Origin of the sequence: Pseudomonas azotoformans (genome assembly GCF_900103345.1) — a bacterium.
In the GTDB taxonomy this organism is placed as follows: domain Bacteria; phylum Pseudomonadota; class Gammaproteobacteria; order Pseudomonadales; family Pseudomonadaceae; genus Aquipseudomonas; species Aquipseudomonas azotoformans.
In genome coordinates this window covers 781,573-800,185 of sequence record NZ_LT629702.1, presented here as the reverse complement: position 1 = coordinate 800,185, position 18,613 = coordinate 781,573, and the positions used below count along the sequence as shown (strand labels likewise).

Sequence of the window (18,613 nt, the reverse complement as noted above, 5' to 3'; positions counted from 1 at the left end):
AAACTTGGGTGTTTGTTAAAAACGGTCAGTTACTTCTGTTTGGGCAGGTTCAAGTTATGGCCGGTCAACTTCGAGAGTTCCCGGACAATGGCTTCCTTATCGTTTAAATGGGCAATTGCGGTTTCCAGCTCCAGCACCTTGGCGCCCACCAGGAAGCGGTACCAATAGCCCTGGAGCAGGTGATAGACCAGGCCGCTGCGGCCATCGAGAAACCCCAGCTGGATGATGTAGCGCCACAAGAAATAGGCGGTGGAACTCAGGGTGAACGGCACGCGGTTATAAAGGCGGTTCTTGATCAGGCGCTTGGCCTTGGCCTGGAACGAACTCTGCCCCGTGTGCAGTTCATCGCGGATCGCAAACAACCCCAGCCGCGTGTTGAGCACTTCAATCGCTTCGCGGGTGGCGTACTGGTTGTGCTTGTGGGTGAAGAAGGTCAAGTCATGCAAGTTATGGTCGGCGAACCCACCTTCCAGGGTGATGGTGCGACCCTCGGCCACCGTGATGTGCTCGTCCATCCAGCGGTCTTCCATGCGCCCGAGCCCGGTGCGCCACAGCCGCAGCATCCTCAACGGGTAGCGCCCGCCGTGCCGCACCCAGCGCCCCATGAAAATGTGCTTGCGCTTGAAGTTGATGCCGGTGATATCGCTGGCCAACGTCGGCAAGCGTGCGTTGATCTCGGCAGCGAGGTCAGCCTCGATGATCTCGTCGGCATCCAGGCGCAGCGTCCAGTTGCCGGTGATCGGCAGGTTGTCCAGCGCCCACTGGAACTGCTTGGCCTGGTTGACGAACGGGTGCTGCACCACCCACGCGCCGTGGGCACGGGCGATGTCGCAGGTGCTGTCGGTGGAGAATGAGTCCACCACCAGCACTTCATCGCTGAAGGCCCGCACCGAGTCGATGGCCCGGGCGATGTGCAGGCTTTCGTTGTAGGTGAGGATGATCACGCTGATGGTTTCGCGCTTCATGGCGTGGGCTCCTGCACATGCTGGGTACGCAGGCCGATCTGGCGGGACGGATGCCCTGCATGCACGGTCCACGGCTGCGCGATGTTCTTGATCACCAGGGCGCGGGCACCCACCACCACGCCGTCAGCCACACTGACGCCCGGGGTGATGAACGCCTCGGCACACACCCACACGTGCTCCCCCAGCACGATGGGTTTTGCATACAGCTGGAAGTTCTTGCTGTTGTAGTCGTGGGAGCCGCCGCACAAATGCGCGCCCTGGGAAACCACGCTGTAGCGCCCGATGCGGATCAACGCCATGCTGTACAACGTGGTGCCATCGGCAATGCCGACATGGTCACCCAGCTCCAGGTTCCAGGGCGCCCAGACCTTGGCCCGTGGATACACGTGCACCCCTTTGCCCAACCGCGCACCGAACAGCCGCAGCAGAAAGGCCCTCCACGCATGGAACGGGCGCGGGCTGGTGCGAAACAGCACCACGTACACCATGTTCCAGAGCTGGCGGCGCAGCCGATGGCCCAATGAGAACGAGGCCGAACGGTGCGGGTCATTGCCTTGAAGAATCACGGGAAGCACTCCCGTACAATCTCCAGCAGGCGCTGCGCACCGCGACGGATATGAAAGCGTTCGGCAAAGCACGCCCTGGCCCGCTCGGACATTTTCGCGTAAGCGGGCGCCTCCAGCTGCAACCAGCGTTGCAGGTTGTGCAGGGCGCCGTCGGCGGTGTCGTCACTGACAAAGCCGACGCGATCCTTGTCGATTTCACGCCAGATATTGACCTTGTTGCTGATCAGCACGGGCTTGCCGCACGCCAGCGCTTCCGCCACCACCACGCCGAAATTTTCCTGGTGCGAAGGCAGGCAAAACACTTCGGCGGCGTAAAACGCGCCCCACTTTGCAGTCCCCTGCAACATGCCGGGCCAGCTGATGCGATGGGCAATGCCCGACTTTTCGGCCTGATCCTGCAGCGCCTGTACCCAACCGCCCTGATCGGGGCCGGCCATGACCAGGTGCAGACGCTCGTCTTGCCCGGCGACCTGGGCAAATGCCTGCAGCAGGTGGTCGCACCCCTTCTTCTTATGGATGCGACTCAGGAACAGCACTACCCGCTTGCCCTTGAGTTCCGGGTGACCGTTGATGAAGTCCCGCGCCAGGCGCGCCCCATCGGCCGGTGGGCTGGCAGTGCCATACGCCGTGATCGTTTCATGGGCGCGATACAGCCAGAACGACTCACGCGCGCGGATTTGCTCTTCTTCACTGGTAAACACCACGCGCCGCGCATCCCTCAGCACCCGGTATTCGCCCCATGGCCAGTAGAGCCATTTCTTCAGATGCTTGAGCGGGTATTCGTGCTTGAACCAGGGATCCAGCATGCCGTGGGTATACACAATGTAAGGTCGTCCCAACTTGTTCAGCACCTGGCGGGCGACAAACCCGTGGTACTGCCACAAGCCGTTGATAATGAAAAAATCATAGTGCCGGGCGTGCTGCTCCAGCCATTGGCGGATGTTGCCGTTCAAGCCGTAGCCGAAACGGCTTGGCCCCATGAAGTGCACGGTGCCGGGATAGTCCACCGCGAACTCGGCATCCAGCGTCAGGACATCCACGCGATGTCCCTCCTGGGCGAGCACCGTGTCGATTTCCCGGGCCGCGTTGATCGGGCCGCCTTTTTCCGGTCTGACCGAAGAGATGATTCTTAGTAACTTCACGTGCTGTCGTCCGCTGATGCGTTGAGTAGGTTCAGGTTTTCTTGCAGGCCGCGAGAATCAGGCAGGCATACAGCACACCAAACGCCAGGAAGGTGCCCTGCATGGTCATGACCCCGTTGAACAGGATCGGCGCCAGGAAACCGCACAGCAGCAACGGCACCCCGGTGCCTTGCCTGACCAGCGCCGTGTAGGACTTGAGCAGTAACCAGAGCAGCACGAAGATCCGGAACAGGATGAACATCAGCCCGGCGGGCAGGCCCATTTCCAGCACGATGCGTGACCATTCATCTTCGGCCAGTAAAAAGCCTGCACCCTGCTCCCGCCCTGCACGCAGGATCGTCGAGGCGGCGTTGGTGCCCGAACCTATCCCGTGGCCCCATAACGGCGCGTCATCGACCACACGCGTGAAGGCATAGAGGCTGGAGAAGGCGCGAGTGACCGGCGAGCCTTCACTGGCCACCGCGCTGCGGTTGCGCTCCACCAGCACCTGGTAGCTGTCGGTGGACATGAAAATCAGCAGGCTGACAAACAACGCGGACGCCAGGAAAAACAACGACAACAGGTTGCGTTGCGATTTCTTGATCAGGGCGACCATCAGCGCCGCCAGCAGCACAATCGCAGCGTACGCGTAGATGGCCCTTGAGCCCGTGAGGAAACACATCACCGCCACCGCAGCCGCCGACACGCCAAACAGCCCGTAACGCCGGGCGAACACGGCTCGGAACAAGGCCTTGTCAAACACCGCCGCGACCAGGAATGCAAAGCAGGCCGACACGTACACCACATGCCCGGCCGTGAACGTGAAGGTGCCGTAGGGGCGCACGACACCGTCGGCAATCATGAAGATGAAGTCATCATCACCAATGCCTTTGTTCACATACGCCTGGGGTCCGGACGAATACTGCAACACCACCAGCACGCTGATCGGGATCGCCGCGAACAGCGTGATACGGGCGAACCGATAGACATCCGTCAACCTGAGCGTCTTGCCAGCGACAAATATCAACGGGAAATACAGCAGGTAGTTGCGCACGCCGTAGCCGTAGATGACGAAGCCTTCAGGGCTGCTCAACAAAAACGCGGCCACCAGCAGGAAGAACACCATGACCAGCACGACAAAGTAGGCCGACACCAGGTTTTTCGAGAAAAACCCGAACCGGTAGGCGCACCAGTAGATATAAAGAACAATCGGGTCCTTGATGAAATAGATGGCCGAACTGAGGCCCGGCATCACCCACTTGCGCAAGACCCCTTCGAACAGGATGAACAGGTAGATGAGCACGAAGGCGCTGACCACCCGCGTGCGATAGCGATCATGCAGGCTGACCCTGTCAGGAATGGCCAAGGATTGCATCCATCACCTCCCTGGCGTAGCTGTCCCAGGTGGTTCCACCGGCAGACAGCACAGCGTTGTGCTGCAACGCACTGAGCTTGTCCTTGTCTTCGGCCAGCTCAACCAGACGGCTGGCGATCGCTTCGGCAGAGCGGATCGGCACCACATAACCGTTGAAACCCTCGACGACCAGGTCGGCCGCCCCGCAGTTCTGCGACACGATCACCGCTGTGCCCGTGGACAAGGCTTCACCCACCACCAGGCCAAACGCCTCGGCGACCGACGGCAGCACCAGCACATCTGCCTCCAGCAAGTGGCGGATAACGTCATCGTGGGACGCGGAGCTGAACCACTGGTACTTTTTCAGCTCGGCATTGAGCACGGGGTTGCGACCGTTGGCGTAGTCGCCACCGATCACCGTGACGTCCAGGGCAACGCTGCTCGCCGCAAGGTTCAACGCGTCGAAAAAGTACGAAATGCCCTTTTGCTGGGTCAGCGCGCCGACATAAATCACTTTCAGTCGTGCACCTGGCCGGGCGCTTGCTTCATGACGCACCATCGGCGCCGGCGCGCCATAGGGCGTGATCGCAACCTTGCCTGGCGCAACGCCGTGCTCACCCAGGGTGCGCTTGGCAAAGGTACTCGCCACTATGATCCGGTCCGCCAAAGCCAACTCGGCCGTCTGTTTGCGCACGGTGTCATCGCTGATATTGGGAATGCTGGCACGCCAGGCAGGGTTGGCCTCGCGCTCATGCTCAAGCATCCTGCAGGCGTAGGCGATGGAGCCGAAGGCCGCCTCATAATTGAGGGTGATGCCCCCGATGTCGCGGGCGGCGCTGAACAAGCCCAGGCACTTGCCGTCATAGCCGTACACCTGGCTGGGTTTGCGCGGGGTGTTGTAGAGGAAACCGGCGCTTGCCTGGTCAATGTGGTTGTAGACGTTTTCCGGGCAGAAGATGCCGGTGTTGCGCCGTGTCAGGCGATACCACCTCAGTTTGTCGCAGATCACACGCGGCACGTCATAACGCGGGTAACTGTGCAGCAACGCGCCATCGACCTGATCGAACGTACGCCGCAGGCACTCCTTGCCCACCACCGGCAGACGGCAGAGGAACGACTCCTTATGCAGTGCCAGCGAGGTATGGAACGAGTGCAGCAACTGCCGTTGATTCAACGCGCGCAGCAACGCGCGGACATTCTGATTACCAACGGGATGAGCGACCAGAATCATCTTATTTACCCATCCAGGCTTCGACGACGGCACTTGAGCGGACCGGGCTGTAGGTAAACGCATGCGCCCCGCGCGACCTGATGACCCGTGCCGGATTGCCCGCCACCACGCTGTACGGTTCCACATTGCGCCCGACCACACTGCCGGCACCGACGACGGCACCTTCACCGATCGTCACGCCCGGCAGGATGATCGCGTCGGTGGCGACCCAGGCGTAGTCGCCGATCACCACCGGGGCGACTTTCAAGCGCCAGGCAGGATCATCCAGGCCATGGGTACCCGTGAGAATACGCACGCCTTCATTGATCGCCACATGGGCGCCCACACGGACGGCGGCGTGCAATTGGATAAAGGTGCGCTTGCCGATAAAGCTGCCGGTGCCCACGCTGAAACACGCGACGGAGCCTTCGAATTCCACGGCATTGATCATCACCAGCGGAGCCAGGCTGGCCCCCTGTCGGCGCAACATGCGTTGGCGGCGATCGGCCTTGAGCAAGCGGCCCAGCAACAGCACGCGCTTGGCCAGGTACTTGAGCCCCTCAGGCGTCAGCAGGCTGATTTTCAATCGATGGCGGATCAGGTGATTAATCAGCACGGGCCATCCTCAGTTCAAGACGATGGAAACCGCGCCTGGCAAAACAGAACAGGACGACTTCGGTGGCCACCAGCACATAGCAGACGCCGAGCAAGCCATAGTCTTGTGCCAGGCAGAACACCGCCAGAATGCTGGCGATTGACACCAACATGAACACCACGGCAAACGACGAATAGGACGCCGTGGCCATCATTGCCACCCAATACACCTGCCAGGCCACGTGGGTCAGCGCGCCGATGATCAGCACCAGCATGATGCTGGAGGAATAATCGTCTTTGCGGCCCGACCACACATCGAAGATCGTCCCGCCGAATATCACCACCAGCGCGCCCAGCACACAGGCGATGGGCAGCGAGAACCGCAACGCGTAGCGGATCATCTTGCGGACCAGTTGGTTGTCACCGATAGAGAACGCATAGGAAATCTCCGGCCACAGGGACTGATTCACCACGGTCGAGAATTGCACCAACACCCTGGAAATGGTCCGGTACAAACCGAATATCGCCGCGTGCGCCGGAGACAGCAGCACCGACAACAGAATGATCAGCCCCTGCACGTTCAACGCCAGGCCAATCGGAAAGGCCAGCGAAGCCAGCGAGGGTTTGATCAACGTCACAAATGCCCGCCTGCCGATTGCAGAAAGGTTGAAACGCAAGGCGATCCCCAACCGATTGGCGATCTGGTTCTTGCTGACGATGCCCGTCGCGCGCACGGCCAACAGCACCAGGCTGGTGGCGACCAGGCTGTGGCTCAGATAAGCGCACAACAACGCAGCCGACCACTCCAGCATGCGGATGACGTTCATGATGAATGCCGACAACGGCAAGGCCTTATTGGCCCGGTAGCGGATCGAAATCATGTTGGTAAACAGGCAAAGCAGCGAGTAGCCGGTCAGCGCCGAGAGAATCAGCACCCCGTCGCCGCTCTTGATCGACTGGAGGTTGAGCACGCTGAACAGGTCAAACAACGCCAGGGCGCCCAGGGTCAGCAACAGCACACTGAGTCCCGCCAGGGATAGAAACGCAAAGCTGGTGCTGTACACCGCACTCGCGACCTTCAACCGTCCGCGCTCGTGCCAGATCACGACCTTGCTCGATGCCGCCGTGGTCACGCCCAGGTCAGACAGCGCCAGGTAGGTCGGAATCGCAGACAGCACCACCCACTCGCTGTAGGCGCCAAAGCCCCAACTGGCAATCAGCACCGGAACACTCACCACCTGGATCAGCAGGTTTACCACCTGGCCAAACGAATTGGCGCCAATGCCGCTGACGATTCTTTTAAGCACACTCATGGGAAGACCTATACCGGGTTGAGAGGTCGCCCAACGGATACGTAGTGAATACCTTTCTTCTGCACACTGACGGGGTCGAACAGGTTGCGTCCGTCAAAGATCAGCGGTTGCTTGAGCTGCTGTTTGATCACCGTGAAGTCCGGTGCCTTGAAGACCTGCCACTCCGTGACGATCAGCAAGGCATCGGCGCCTTTCAGGCAGGCTTCCTTGGTGCCGCACAGGCGCAGGTCTTCGCGGTCGCCATAGAGGCGCTGGGTTTCATCCATCGATTCCGGATCAAAGGCCTGCACGTTTGCCCCGGCACGCCACAAGGCCTCCATCAACACGCGGCTGGGGGCTTCGCGCATGTCATCGGTATTGGGTTTGAAACTGAGCCCCCAGAGCGCGAAAGTCTTGCCCGCCAGTTGCGCGTTGAAGTGCGTGGACAGTTTGTTGAACAGGCTGTTTTTCTGTTCGGCATTGCGTCGTTCCACGGCCTTGAGCAGCGTGGCATCGAAGTCGAGGGTCTCGGCGGTCTGGATCAAGGCCTGGACATCCTTGGGGAAACACGACCCGCCATACCCCACGCCTGCATACAGAAAGTGATAGCCGATACGCGGATCGGACCCGATGCCCTGGCGCACCATCTCGATGTCGGCCCCCAGTCGCTCGGCCAGGTTGGCCATCTCGTTCATGAAGCTGATCTTGGTGGCGAGCAGGCAATTGGCAGCGTATTTGGTCAACTCGGCGCTGCGCACATCCATCACGATGATTTTTTCGTGGTTGCGGTTGAACGGCGCGTAGAGCTCGCGCATCACCGCCTCCGCATGCCGGCTGGCGGTGCCGATGACAATGCGGTCCGGACGGATACAGTCCGCCACCGCGCAGCCTTCCTTGAGAAACTCCGGGTTGGACACCACGTCGAAGGCCAGGTCGGTGCGCTCGCGCAGCGCGAGCATGGCAGCCACCCGTGCACTGACTTTGTCGGCGGTGCCCACGGGAACGGTGGATTTGTCGATGATGGTCAGCGGGGCCAGCATGTGCTGCCCAATGGTCTCGGCCACCGCCAGCACGTACTTCAAGTCGGCCGAGCCGTCTTCATCAGGCGGTGTCCCCACCGCGATAAACTGCACTTCGCCATGCTTGACTGCAGCCACGGCGTCGGTGGTGAAGTTCAAGCGGCCGGCACCATGGTTTTCCCGGACAAGCGCCTCCAGGCCCGGTTCGTAGATCGGGATATGCCCCTGTTTGAGACGCTCAACCCGCTGCGCATCAATATCGACACACAGCACATCGTGGCCGACTTCAGCAAGGACGGCGCCCTGGACCAGCCCTACATAACCAATGCCAAAAACTGTGACTTTCATAGCGTTTCTCGTTGAACCTGCGGCCAGTGGTAGACGTGCTGCGCGTTGGACTTCAAATGCCTGGCGTCCAGGATCAAACGCGGTCTGACGTGTACTCGTAGTGGTAATAGCTGTAGGCGCCGTATCCGTATTTGGCGGATGAGCGCTTCTCGATACCGTTGAAGATCGCGCCTTTGAGTTCAATGCCGTTCTGTTGATAGCGACGCATCGTCAGCTCCACCTCGCGCACAGAGTTCAACTCGAAACGGGCCACAATCAGATTGGTACCGGACTGGCGCCCGACGATGGTTGCATCGGTGACCGCCAGGAATGGCGGTGTATCCAGAATCACCAGGTCGTACAGCGCGCTGACCTGCTCCAGGAATTCGCTGAAGTTGGCGTGCATCAGCAGTTCCGATGGGTTCGGCGGGATCCGCCCACGGCTAAGGACGTGAAGGTTCTCGACCTCCGTGGGATGGATCGCAGTGGTGAGCTCGCAGCGTTTGGCGAGCAGGTCGGACAGACCGTTTTCTGCCGCAACGCCAAAGACTCTGTGCAAGTAACCCTTGCGCATATCCACGTCCACCAGCAACACACGCTGCCCCGAATGCGCGACCACAGCAGCCAGGTTCGCCGAGACGAATGTCTTGCCCACCTGCGGGCTCGGCCCGGAGATCATCAAGCGGTTGTTGCCCGCTTCCAACATGGCGAAATGCAGACTCGTGCGCAGGCTGCGCAGCCCTTCAATGGCCAGGTCCGTTGGGTTGCTGATGGCCAGCAGTTGCGTAGGCCCTGACTGGTTGCTGCGAAAGAGCTTCTGGTCCATGTCCTTCTGGATGGCACTGAACGGGATGGCCGCATACACCGGCAAGCCGAGTTTTTCCAACTCGTTGGGGTTGGACACGCCCCGATTGAGCGCCTTGCGAAACAGCACCAGCGCGACTGCAACAAAGGCCCCGAGCAGCGTGGCGATCACCACGATCAATGCTTTTTGCGGCCTGACCGGGTTCCTCAGGTCGACATCGGCGGTATCGATCAAGCGCACGTTACCGACCGTGCCGGCGCGCATCACGTCCAACTCCTGATACTTGTTGAGCAGTTGCGTGTAGATCTCGGTGCTGACCTTGAGGTCGCGGGTCAGGCTCAGCAACTCTTGCTGGGTGGTCGGCAAGCTTTCGACCTTCTTGGCCAGCTCGCTCTGGCGGGCCGTGAGTTCTGCCAGTTGCGTCAGGAGCGCGCGGTACACCGGGTGCTGGGGGGTGAACTTTCGCTCGATCTCGGCCTGTTGCATCTTGAGTTCGGAGATGCTCGCGTCCAGCGCCACGATCTGGTCAAGAATGGCCTTTGCCTCAAGGCTGATGTCGATGGTTTTATTGCGGATCTGAAACTGGTTCAGCGCCGTCTCAGCCTGCTCGACATCCTTGCGCACCTGGGGCAATTGGTCTTTGAGGAAGGCCAGGCTCTGGGCCGCCTCGGCGGAGGTGCGCTCGATGTTCTGGCGCACGTAGATACGGGCGACCTCATTGAGTACCTGAATGGCCGCCTCGGGCCGCGTGCTTTCCAGCGCCAGGCCAATGATCCCCGACTCCTTGCCGCGCTCTGCCACATCCAGCAGCTTCTGATAGCGCAGAATGCTGGTGAGGCGTGGCGAACGCACAACGCTGAATTGCGCGCCGGGGTTGGCATCCAGCGTTTCGACCTGCAGTTGGAGGCCACTGCTTTCATAGAAGCGACCCACCTGCCCCGTCAGCAACACGTTTTGGTCCTGGTCCGACAGGGTAAAGGTGCTGCCACTACCGGCAGTCAAGGTCAGTTCCTGGCCCAGCAAGTCGGCCGGAAGGCGCAACCGCGAAAACTTCAGGGCCTCGCCACCCCAACCGTAACTGTCGAGGCCGAGCCAGGGGTTCGCCACCTCATGGGCTTGCGCTGGCTTGAAGCGACGCGCCATGAAATCACCGATCAAGGGGAAGCGCTTGGGCTTCACTTCGAGGTCCAGGTTCAGGTTGTCGACGGCAGTGCCAACGGTGATCCGTGAGCGGATCAACTCGACCTCCGTGACCGTGGGCGACTCCTTGCCGAGCAGGCTGCCGACATCGGAAAAGCCGAGCATGTCGCCTTTTTTCGGTTCGACCTGAATCAGTGCGGTGGCTTGATAGACCGGAGGCGTCAACACGGCATAGGCCACGCCCAGCGCCATAAAGACGATACTGATGCCACCGATCAGCCATTTGTGATCGAGCAACGTGCCCAACAACATCATGAAATCCAGATCAGTTTCTTCGCCGTTATGCGACGCTGTTGCGGGTGTTGATTGCATAAGTCAGTTCTTTTTTCCAACCAATAGTCAAGGAATGGCACAGGGTGCAAGACGCCCGGCTCCATGCACGATTAACGCAGAACTTATCAAGTGTGTTACATGACGACTTTTAACCAACTTAACCAACTTAACCAACTTAACCGACTAACCTTTGCGCCCACGCCTGAGCCGCTTGCTCTATCAACGCATAGGCATGAACAAAGGCTGGTTTGCCTTGACGATAAGGGTCCATGATCTCGCGGTTGTATTGCCATTTACCCAGCAGGAACACTTTGCCCCGTGCTTCCGGCGCGAGGCTGAGTACCCCGTCGATATGCCGTTGTTCCATCACGAGTACAAGATCCGCGTCACTCACCGCAGCGCTTGTCAGTTGACGTGCCCTGTGTGAAACCGGTGCATGCCCGTGCTCTTCCAGTACCCGCAGAGCCGTGGGCTCCAGCGGGCTGTCACGCAATGCGGCCAACCCCGCAGAACTCACTTCTATCGCGGAGTGCGCCAGCGCATTGCGCAGTAATTGTTCTGCCGTGGGGCTGCGACAAATATTGCCGACACACACAATCAAAATCCTATTGAACAAGGCAACCTCCCACGCGCCGACTGTATTAACCCGGTAGTAAAAGGGAAGACCTTACTTCAAGCAGCGAGGCGATTATGGTCACAACCGCGGCACTTCGACCACCTGCCGAGGCAGACTAAAAATAACAACACCCGGCATAACCGACTAAAAATAACATTCCAGTACTTTTGCCCTCCCACAGAATAAAGTGCCGCCTGACCGCAACAACAAGAGACGGCCATGAACATGTCAAAGTTATTGGTAGAGCGTATTGGTCTATTTCCTTCTTCGGGAAACATTCATGTCGAAGTGAATAACTCGACCCGCGTCGTCGAGCGCATGCAGGTGTTATACCGCGACAATTCCCTGGCCAGCGATGAATCCTGTTCCGGACTGTCGATGGTGTTCGCCGATTGGCGCTTCAAGTTGCAGGTGAGTGATGCGCTGTCGGTGTGCCTGTGCGTGGAAAGTCGCGGTGACAGCCAGTTCATGCGGGTCAAGACCGCCGAGTTGCTGGCGAACATCTGCGGCACCGAGGAGCGGCCATGAGCCTGTTGGATGATGTGATACGCAGCTATGCGCTGAGAAAACTCACCGGGATGTTCGAAGGTTTCGCCGAGCCGCCGGTGGGTACGCAATACCGGCGCAATACCCAGGCCATCGGCCGTTGGCTGGAGCAGCTGCACGGCAGCTCACCGCAGCAGATCACCCATACGCTGCTCAAGCAGATGAACGAGGCGCGGCTGCGCGGCGATATGCGGCGTTTCAATGCGCAGACGGTGTTGCTGGAACTGATGGTGGACAGCCACCGGGCGCTGGACCTGGTGACTTACTCGGCCTTTGTGTGTGCCGCATCCAGCCGCCAGGAAGGCTCTTGATGGGCCTGGTCGGCACCTGACAAGGTGATGGCAACCCGGTTGAGCAGCAACTCGGCGTTGAACTTTGGCACCAGTGCGCAGGCCAGCAACACCACCAGCCCACCGCCGATGAAAGAGGGGGACACCCTGACGTGGGTGGTCTCAATGCGCCAGAGAAAGGCAATCGCCGCGACAGCACCCACGGTAACACCGGCCAGTGCTTCATTGACTGGATGTATGTACGGCGCGACACAGTAAGCACCAAACCAGGCGCTGGCGAGTAACCCCGCACCTGCCGCCGGCCAGCGCAATGCCGGATTGAACTGGCGGGCCACCAGACTCAGCGCCACGGTGAGCATCAGGCAGGTATTCATGGCATGGCCGCTGATGACGGCAATGTCCAAGCGCTGAAATGACAGGCCCCAGCCCTTGAACAGCAACTTGCTGAGCGCGACCACTGAATAAGCGACACCGACCGTAATGATCCAGGCCCTCAGTGCCCGAGGGTTGGAATACCGCAACCACACGGCGATGATGATCGCGGCCGGAATCATGACGGTAATGCCGCCATATTGCGCAAGTTCTGCCCGCATAGTTCCCCAATCCGGCAAGCCCGTTTCGGCGCCCATCAGACCTCAGTGCCGGGGAAAATACAACGTTATCTAAAGTCAGCCTTGGCACATGAAAAGCCGGCAGGTGACTCGCCTAAACACTCTGAAGATGCAATTTACTGATACACAACCAAATTAATAATTCCACATTTTAATAATTAGGTTAGAACCAATCGGCATTTTACAGACCCCGTCCCTGCCCCTACTTTGGACGCGAATAACCGACCCCCTGCCCGGTGGAGGTGGTAATCACACCCAAGACAAGGACAGACCATGAGCATCGAATTCATCGGCTACATTGGCGGCCATCACGCTTCCGAGATCCATCCGCGCAGCGGCCCTACCCTGCAACCCGACTACGTCGAGAGCGTGGCCCGCGCCCACGAAGAGGCCGGTTTCGACCGCGCCCTGGTGGCCTTCCACTCCAACAGCCCGGACAGCACGCTGATCGCCTCCCACGCCGCCAGCGTGACCACCAAGCTGCAATTTCTCATCGCCCACCGCCCCGGTTTCGCCCAGCCCACCCTGGCCGCGCGCCAATTCACCACCCTTGATGTGTTCAACGGCGGGCGTACAGCGGTGCACATCATCACCGGCGGCGACGACCGCGAACTGCGCGCCGATGGCAGCCATATCGGCAAGGACGAACGCTACGCCCGCACCGACGAATACCTGAGCGTGGTGCGCCAGGAATGGACCAGCGAGCAGCCCTTCGACTTCAAGGGCACCTACTATCAGGTCGAAGGTGCGCACTCCACGGTGAAGTCGCCACAGCAGCCGCATATCCCGCTGTATTTCGGTGGCTCGTCCAAAGCGGCGATTGAAGTGGCGGGCAAGCATGCCGACGTGTATGCGCTGTGGGGCGAAACCTACGAGCAGGTGCGCGAGATCGTCACCCAGGTACGCGCCGAAGCAGCCAGGCATGGGCGTACGATCAGGTTCAGCTTGTCGTTGCGGCCGATCCTCGCCGAGACCGAAGAGCTGGCGTGGGCACGGGCCGAGCGCATCTTGCAGCAGGCGACCGAGCTGGCAGAGAACAATGGCTTTGTGCGGCGTGAACCGCCCAACGAAGGCTCGCGCCGCTTGCTCGCCGCAGCGGCGCAAGGCTCACGCCTGGATAAGCGCTTGTGGACCGGGATTGCCGGGTTGCTCGGTGCGCAGGGCAATTCCACCTCGCTGGTGGGCACCGCTGAGCAGGTCGCGGAGGCCTTGGTGGATTATTACGACCTGGGGATCACCACGTTCCTGATTCGTGGGTTTGATCCTCTGAATGATGCGATTGACTACGGCAAGCGCCTGATCCCCCTCACCCGCCAACTGATCGCAGAACGCGAACAGGCCAAACAAGTCGCCTGAGCACAACACAAAACCCAATGTGGGAGGGGGCAAGCCCCCTCCCACATTAAGCTCAGTTTTTGTAGTCGGTATCGCTGCGCTCCAACTGCCGGACCAGCGCATTCCAATGCCGCGCCACGCCCGGGCCTTCGCCGCTGGCGTGCGCCTTGGCCTGTTGCTCGACTTTCTCCACCACTTCCTGCGGCGGGAAGATCAACTCCGCATTCCCCGCTGCCTGCGCTGCGACCTGGATATTGCAGGCCCGCTCAAGTTGCTGCAGTTGCTGAAACGCATGCTCTACGCTGACGCCCGCGGTCAACAACCCATGATTGCGCAGGATCATCACGCTTTTGTCGCCCAGGTCGGCAACCAAGCGCTCGCGCTCGTCAAGGTCGAGGGCAATCCCTTCATAACCGTGATAGGCCACCCGCCCGGAGAAACCGATGGAGTGCTGGGAGATCGGCAGCAAGCCGTCTTTTTGCGCCGACACCGCGATGCCGTCGCGGGTATGGGTGTGCAGCACCGCTTGCAGGTCGTGACGCGCGCCGTGGATGGCGCTGTGGATGACATAGCCGGCGTAGTTGATGCCCAGGCCCGTCGGGTCATCCACGATAGTGCCATCGAGGTCGACCTTGACCAGGTTGGACGCACTGATTTCATCGAACAGCAAGCCGAAGGCGTTGATCAGGAAATGCTCCTCCGGGCCCGGCACACGGGCGGAGAAGTGGGTATAGATATGGTCGGTCCACTTGTACAAGGCCGCCAGGCGATAGGCGGCGGCCAGCTTGACGCGCACTTCCCATTCTTCTGGCGTGACGCGTTGGCGAACGGTGTTGCTGGAAACGCTGGAAATCGAGGTGACGCTGCTCATGGCAAAACTTCCTGGATGGCCTTAAGGACTTCCAGGCAAGCCTAGGGGATGCAAAAAAATAATAAAAAGCACATTTTAATCTAAGCTAATTATTATTTTTTTTCATAACCATTCAAGCAACAACACAGAGCAAATGTGGGAGCGGGCTTGCTCGCGAAAGCGGTGGATCAGTTAGAACAGCTTTGACTGACACACTGCATTCGCGAGCAAGCCCGCTCCCACATATAAAGCTGCTTTCACTAAGGTTAAGCGGCGTCTCTGATCTTGTGCAATGAGGCAGCCACCAGCTTGCCAAACGCATCCACCGGCCCCTGCAGGTTGCCCAGGAAGTGCGGGTAGATCAGCCACAGGTCCATCACCGGCTTGAAGTCCTTGAGCGGCATCACCGCCAGGTGCTCGCGGTGCGCGCTGCGTTCCAGCAGCGGGCGCGGCACCAGGCCCAGGCCCAGGCCGTCCGCCACCAGGCCCAATTGCAGCTCGGTGCCGAAGGTTTCCAGGTTGACCCGCAGCGCCAGGCCCTGATCGGACAAGGTCCGCTGCAAGCCCGCACGGAAGCCGCAGCCATCCGGGTTGAGAATCCAGCCGTTCTGGTACACATCCGCCAGCTTGCACGGTTTCTTCGGCAACTGCGCCTTGGCGCACACCACCACCAGTTCCATCTTGCCGATGGACTCGCCGACGATGTTGTCCGGGAAGATCTTGCCCGCCGGGAACAGCGCCGCCGCCGCATCCAGCTCACCGCGTTCGATCTTGCCCACCAGTTGGCTGCCCCACCCCGTAGCGACCTGGGCACGCAGGTCGGGGTATTCGGTGCGCAGGTGCTTGAGTGCATCCAGCAACACCACATCGCCGATGGTCTGCGGCACGCCCAGGCGCAACAGGCCAGTGGGCGGTGCATCGGTGGCCACCAGTTCGCGCAGGGCGTCCATCTCGCGCAGGATCAACCGGCACTGCTCGTAGACGCGGGTGCCGATCAGCGTGGGCTTGAGGGGCTTGGTGTTGCGGTCGAACAACTCCACCCCCAACGCCTGCTCGAAGTTCTGCACGCGACGGGTAATGGCCGGCTGGGTCAGTTGCAACGACTCGGCGGCGTGGCTGATGGACTGGCAACGAATCACTTCGACAAAGGCATCGATATCGTCAATTTTCATTTGGGCCGCACATAGAGAACCGTCATTAAGATGTGTGCGAAGCATAGTTGCAGGAAAGCTGCCTGGATAGCCTGCGCTGTGATCGATAACGTCTAACGCTATTCAGACCAGTTCTAAATTACCTTCAGCTATAAGCTAATCATTAAAAAATAGCATATTAACTATAAACATTATGCTTAGATAAACCCATCACCACCGACCGCACGATGGAACTGTCATGACCCAGGCCCGACACCCCGAGAGACTCAGAGCCTTCATAGGCGCCCTGGCGGAATTGATCGACGGTAATCCACGCGAAGGCGACCTGCTGCACCGTGGCGGCAAGCTGCTGGCGCAACTGGTCAGCCATGACGACTGGCTTCCCGACGAATTCGCCCAACCTGATCCCGAGCGCTACCAGCAGTTCCTGCTGCATGCCGATTCACGCCAGCGTTTCAGCATCGTCAGCTTTGTGTGGGGGCCGGGACAAAGCACACCGATCCACGACCACCGGGTATGGGGCCTGATCGGGATGCTGCGCGGCTCAGAGTTTTCCCAAGGGTTTGAACGCGCCCCTGACGGCCGCCTGATGGCCGAAGGCAAGCCGATCCAGTTGGTGCCGGGCCAGGTTGAAGCGGTGTCGCCCAAGGTCGGCGACATCCACCAGGTGAGCAACGCCCACAGCGACCAGGTGTCCATCAGCATCCATGTGTACGGCGCCAATATCGGTGCGGTGCGCCGCGCGGTGTACCAGCCCGACGGCAGCGAGAAACTGTTTATCTCCGGTTATTCCAACGCCTTCCTCCCGAATATCTGGGATTTGTCCAAAGAAAAGAGCCCTGCCCTATGACCACCCTCTCCACCCGCAGCTTTGCCCGGATTCGCCAGGCCCTGTTGGACCATGCAGAAGTCGCGCTGATCGACGTGCGCGAAGAAGCGCCGTTCGCCGAATCCCATCCACTGTTTGCCGCGAACATCCCGCTGTCCAAGCTTGAGCTGGAGGTGTATGCACGCATTCCACGGCGCGATACCCAGGTCACCGTGTACGACAACGGTGAAGGCCTGGCCGCCCGCGCCGCCGAGCGCCTGGTTGCGTTGGGCTATTCCCAGGTCAGCCTGCTCGAAGGCGGCCTGGACGGTTGGCGCAAGGCCGGTGGCGAGCTGTTCATCGACGTCAACGTACCGAGCAAGGCGTTCGGCGAACTGGTGGAAAGCGAACGACATACGCCGTCCCTGGCCGCTGAAGAGGTGCAGGCGCTGCTCGACAGCCAGGCCGATGTGGTGGTGCTCGATGCCCGGCGTTTCGACGAATACCAGACCATGAGCATTCCCACCGGCATCAGCGTGCCGGGGGCCGAACTGGTGTTGCGCGCCCGCGAACTGGCGCCCGACCCGGCCACCCGCATCATCGTCAACTGCGCCGGACGTACCCGCAGCATTATCGGCACCCAATCGCTGATCAATGCCGGCGTGGCCAATCCGGTGTCGGCCCTGCGCAACGGCACCATCGGCTGGACCCTGGCCGGGCAGAAACTTGCCCATGGCCAATCGCGGCGTTTTGCGCCGACCTCCGAGGAGCACCGCCAGATCGCAGCCGTGGATGCGCGGCGTGTCGCCGACAAGGCCAGCGTTGGCCGTGCCACCCTGAGCGACCTGCGCACCTGGCAGCAGGACACCACACGCACCACCTACCTGTTCGATGTACGCACCCCGGAAGAATTCGAAGCCGGTCACCTGCCGGGCGCACGCTCCACGCCGGGCGGGCAACTGGTGCAGGAAACCGATCATTTCGCCAGCGTGCGCGGTGCCCGGCTGGTGCTCGCGGATGACGATGGCGTGCGCGCAAACATGTCCGCGTCCTGGCTGGCCCAATTAGGCTGGGAAGTGCATGTGCTGGACGACCTGCAAGCGGCGCACCTCAGTGAGCAAGGCACTTGGGTCGCGCCGGTGCCGGTGCCGCCCCAGGCCGAGCTGATCAGCCCCCATACCCTCGTCGATTGGCTGGCCCATGGCGACACCGTGGTGCTGGATTTCACCGCCAGCGCCAACTACGTGAAGCGCCATATCCCCGGAGCCTGGTGGGTACTGCGTGCACAACTCGCCGAGGCCCTGGCCAAGGTGCCCGCCGCCCAGCGTTACGTGCTGACCTGCGGCAGCAGCCAACTGGCGCGCCTGGCGGTGGCTGAAGTCGAAACCCTCACCGGCAAGCAGGTGTTCCTGCTGCAGGACGGCACTGCCGGCTGGATCAACGCGCAGCTGCCGCTGGAAGCAGGCGAAACCCACCTGGCCTCGCCGCGTATCGACCGCTACCGCCGCCCGTACGAAGGCACCGACAACCCCAGGGAAGCCATGCAAGCCTATCTGGACTGGGAATTCGGCCTGGTCGACCAGTTGGCACGCGACGGCACCCACGGTTTCCATGTGATCTGACCCACCCCGTACATGCGATGGAATCCGACCCCTTCTCCAGGCGGAGGTATCCCTTGAA

The 18,613-nt window shown here is 60.5% G+C and carries 18 protein-coding genes; 5 read left to right on the top strand and 13 right to left on the bottom strand.

Translation table 11 applies throughout. From position 1 onward, the window contains the following. Positions 1–29 precede the first annotated feature (29 nt). From BLR69_RS03455 to BLR69_RS03410, 10 genes are all read right to left on the bottom strand, one after another. Positions 30–965, bottom strand: coding sequence for a glycosyltransferase family 2 protein (locus tag BLR69_RS03455; RefSeq protein ID WP_071495241.1), 936 nt, complete (start codon positions 963–965; stop codon positions 30–32). Beyond that, positions 962–1,531, bottom strand: coding sequence for an LbetaH domain-containing protein (locus tag BLR69_RS03450; RefSeq protein ID WP_071495242.1), 570 nt, complete (start codon positions 1,529–1,531; stop codon positions 962–964). Before BLR69_RS03450 ends, BLR69_RS03455 begins: the two co-directional genes overlap by 4 nt. Further along, positions 1,528–2,673 carry a glycosyltransferase gene (locus tag BLR69_RS03445; RefSeq protein ID WP_071495243.1) on the bottom strand — a complete coding sequence of 382 codons (1,146 nt, stop codon included), beginning with the start codon at positions 2,671–2,673 and terminating at the stop codon, positions 1,528–1,530. Before BLR69_RS03445 ends, BLR69_RS03450 begins: the two co-directional genes overlap by 4 nt. A gap of 31 nt (positions 2,674–2,704) precedes the next feature. Next, positions 2,705–4,027 (bottom strand): O-antigen ligase family protein, encoded by a 1,323-nt coding sequence (locus BLR69_RS03440; RefSeq protein WP_071495244.1) that lies wholly within the window; start codon positions 4,025–4,027, stop codon positions 2,705–2,707. After that, positions 4,005–5,237 (bottom strand): glycosyltransferase family 4 protein, encoded by a 1,233-nt coding sequence (locus BLR69_RS03435; RefSeq protein WP_071495245.1) that lies wholly within the window; start codon positions 5,235–5,237, stop codon positions 4,005–4,007. Before BLR69_RS03435 ends, BLR69_RS03440 begins: the two co-directional genes overlap by 23 nt. 1 nt (position 5,238) lies before the next feature. Continuing rightward, positions 5,239–5,832: an acyltransferase gene (locus BLR69_RS31295; RefSeq protein ID WP_269458220.1), complete on the bottom strand. Its 594-nt coding sequence runs from the start codon at positions 5,830–5,832 to the stop codon at positions 5,239–5,241. Further along, positions 5,822–7,123, bottom strand: a complete 1,302-nt coding sequence (locus BLR69_RS03425; protein ID WP_071495246.1) for a lipopolysaccharide biosynthesis protein — start codon at positions 7,121–7,123, stop codon at positions 5,822–5,824. Before BLR69_RS03425 ends, BLR69_RS31295 begins: the two co-directional genes overlap by 11 nt. A gap of 8 nt (positions 7,124–7,131) precedes the next feature. Continuing rightward, positions 7,132–8,469: a UDP-glucose dehydrogenase family protein gene (locus tag BLR69_RS03420; protein ID WP_071495247.1), complete on the bottom strand. Its 1,338-nt coding sequence runs from the start codon at positions 8,467–8,469 to the stop codon at positions 7,132–7,134. Between the two features lie 73 nt (positions 8,470–8,542). Then, the gene (locus BLR69_RS03415; protein ID WP_071495248.1) at positions 8,543–10,765 is read right to left on the bottom strand and encodes a polysaccharide biosynthesis tyrosine autokinase; all 2,223 of its coding nucleotides are present in this window, start codon (positions 10,763–10,765) and stop codon (positions 8,543–8,545) included. A gap of 136 nt (positions 10,766–10,901) precedes the next feature. Next, positions 10,902–11,342, bottom strand: a complete 441-nt coding sequence (locus tag BLR69_RS03410) for a low molecular weight protein-tyrosine-phosphatase (RefSeq protein WP_071495249.1) — start codon at positions 11,340–11,342, stop codon at positions 10,902–10,904. Between the two features lie 219 nt (positions 11,343–11,561). On the opposite strand from BLR69_RS03410, the gene BLR69_RS03405 reads away from it, so the two are divergent. Both BLR69_RS03405 and BLR69_RS03400 read left to right on the top strand, forming a co-directional pair. Next, a complete protein-coding gene (locus BLR69_RS03405) occupies positions 11,562–11,870 on the top strand; it encodes a phosphomannomutase (RefSeq protein WP_232000950.1) in 309 nt (102 codons plus the stop codon). Then, on the top strand, positions 11,867–12,199 hold the full coding sequence (locus BLR69_RS03400; RefSeq protein ID WP_071495251.1) for a hypothetical protein: 333 nt from the start codon (positions 11,867–11,869) through the stop codon (positions 12,197–12,199). Before BLR69_RS03405 ends, BLR69_RS03400 begins: the two co-directional genes overlap by 4 nt. Here the strand turns inward: BLR69_RS03400 and BLR69_RS03395 are convergent. Beyond that, positions 12,151–12,771, bottom strand: coding sequence for a hypothetical protein (locus BLR69_RS03395; protein WP_071495252.1), 621 nt, complete (start codon positions 12,769–12,771; stop codon positions 12,151–12,153). The genes BLR69_RS03400 and BLR69_RS03395 overlap by 49 nt on opposite strands. A 291-nt stretch (positions 12,772–13,062) precedes the next feature. Here BLR69_RS03395 and BLR69_RS03390 point away from each other — a divergent pair, with 291 nt between their 5' ends. Next, a complete protein-coding gene (locus BLR69_RS03390) occupies positions 13,063–14,145 on the top strand; it encodes an LLM class flavin-dependent oxidoreductase (RefSeq protein ID WP_071495253.1) in 1,083 nt (360 codons plus the stop codon). 52 nt (positions 14,146–14,197) lie between these two features. On the opposite strand, the gene BLR69_RS03385 is transcribed toward BLR69_RS03390, so the two are convergent. Continuing rightward, entirely contained in the window at positions 14,198–14,995 is a 798-nt protein-coding gene (locus BLR69_RS03385) for a class II aldolase/adducin family protein (RefSeq protein WP_071495254.1), read from the bottom strand. A 245-nt stretch (positions 14,996–15,240) separates the two neighbouring features. After that, on the bottom strand, positions 15,241–16,146 hold the full coding sequence (locus BLR69_RS03380; protein WP_071495255.1) for a LysR family transcriptional regulator: 906 nt from the start codon (positions 16,144–16,146) through the stop codon (positions 15,241–15,243). 217 nt (positions 16,147–16,363) lie between these two features. On the opposite strand from BLR69_RS03380, the gene BLR69_RS03375 reads away from it, so the two are divergent. Continuing rightward, a complete protein-coding gene (locus BLR69_RS03375; protein WP_071495256.1) occupies positions 16,364–16,975 on the top strand; it encodes a cysteine dioxygenase family protein in 612 nt (203 codons plus the stop codon). Next, positions 16,972–18,555, top strand: a complete 1,584-nt coding sequence (locus tag BLR69_RS03370; RefSeq protein ID WP_071495257.1) for a rhodanese homology domain-containing protein — start codon at positions 16,972–16,974, stop codon at positions 18,553–18,555. Before BLR69_RS03375 ends, BLR69_RS03370 begins: the two co-directional genes overlap by 4 nt. The last annotated feature ends 58 nt before the right edge of the window (positions 18,556–18,613 follow it).

Excerpts from the sequence above, each read along its gene's own strand:
- BLR69_RS03455 (WP_071495241.1), bottom strand. The coding sequence starts at position 965 with ATGAAGCGCGAAACCATCAGCGTGATCATCCTCACCTACAACGAAAGC.
- BLR69_RS03440 (WP_071495244.1), bottom strand. The coding sequence starts at position 4,027 with ATGCAATCCTTGGCCATTCCTGACAGGGTCAGCCTGCATGATCGCTAT.
- BLR69_RS03435 (WP_071495245.1), bottom strand. The coding sequence starts at position 5,237 with ATGATTCTGGTCGCTCATCCCGTTGGTAATCAGAATGTCCGCGCGTTG.
- BLR69_RS03425 (WP_071495246.1), bottom strand. The coding sequence starts at position 7,123 with ATGAGTGTGCTTAAAAGAATCGTCAGCGGCATTGGCGCCAATTCGTTT.
- BLR69_RS03420 (WP_071495247.1), bottom strand. The coding sequence starts at position 8,469 with ATGAAAGTCACAGTTTTTGGCATTGGTTATGTAGGGCTGGTCCAGGGC.
- BLR69_RS03415 (WP_071495248.1), bottom strand. The coding sequence starts at position 10,765 with ATGCAATCAACACCCGCAACAGCGTCGCATAACGGCGAAGAAACTGAT.
- BLR69_RS03405 (WP_232000950.1), top strand. The coding sequence starts at position 11,562 with ATGAACATGTCAAAGTTATTGGTAGAGCGTATTGGTCTATTTCCTTCT.
- BLR69_RS03400 (WP_071495251.1), top strand. The coding sequence starts at position 11,867 with ATGAGCCTGTTGGATGATGTGATACGCAGCTATGCGCTGAGAAAACTC.
- BLR69_RS03395 (WP_071495252.1), bottom strand. The coding sequence starts at position 12,771 with ATGCGGGCAGAACTTGCGCAATATGGCGGCATTACCGTCATGATTCCG.
- BLR69_RS03390 (WP_071495253.1), top strand. The coding sequence starts at position 13,063 with ATGAGCATCGAATTCATCGGCTACATTGGCGGCCATCACGCTTCCGAG.
- BLR69_RS03385 (WP_071495254.1), bottom strand. The coding sequence starts at position 14,995 with ATGAGCAGCGTCACCTCGATTTCCAGCGTTTCCAGCAACACCGTTCGC.
- BLR69_RS03380 (WP_071495255.1), bottom strand. The coding sequence starts at position 16,146 with ATGAAAATTGACGATATCGATGCCTTTGTCGAAGTGATTCGTTGCCAG.
- BLR69_RS03375 (WP_071495256.1), top strand. The coding sequence starts at position 16,364 with ATGACCCAGGCCCGACACCCCGAGAGACTCAGAGCCTTCATAGGCGCC.
- BLR69_RS03370 (WP_071495257.1), top strand. The coding sequence starts at position 16,972 with ATGACCACCCTCTCCACCCGCAGCTTTGCCCGGATTCGCCAGGCCCTG.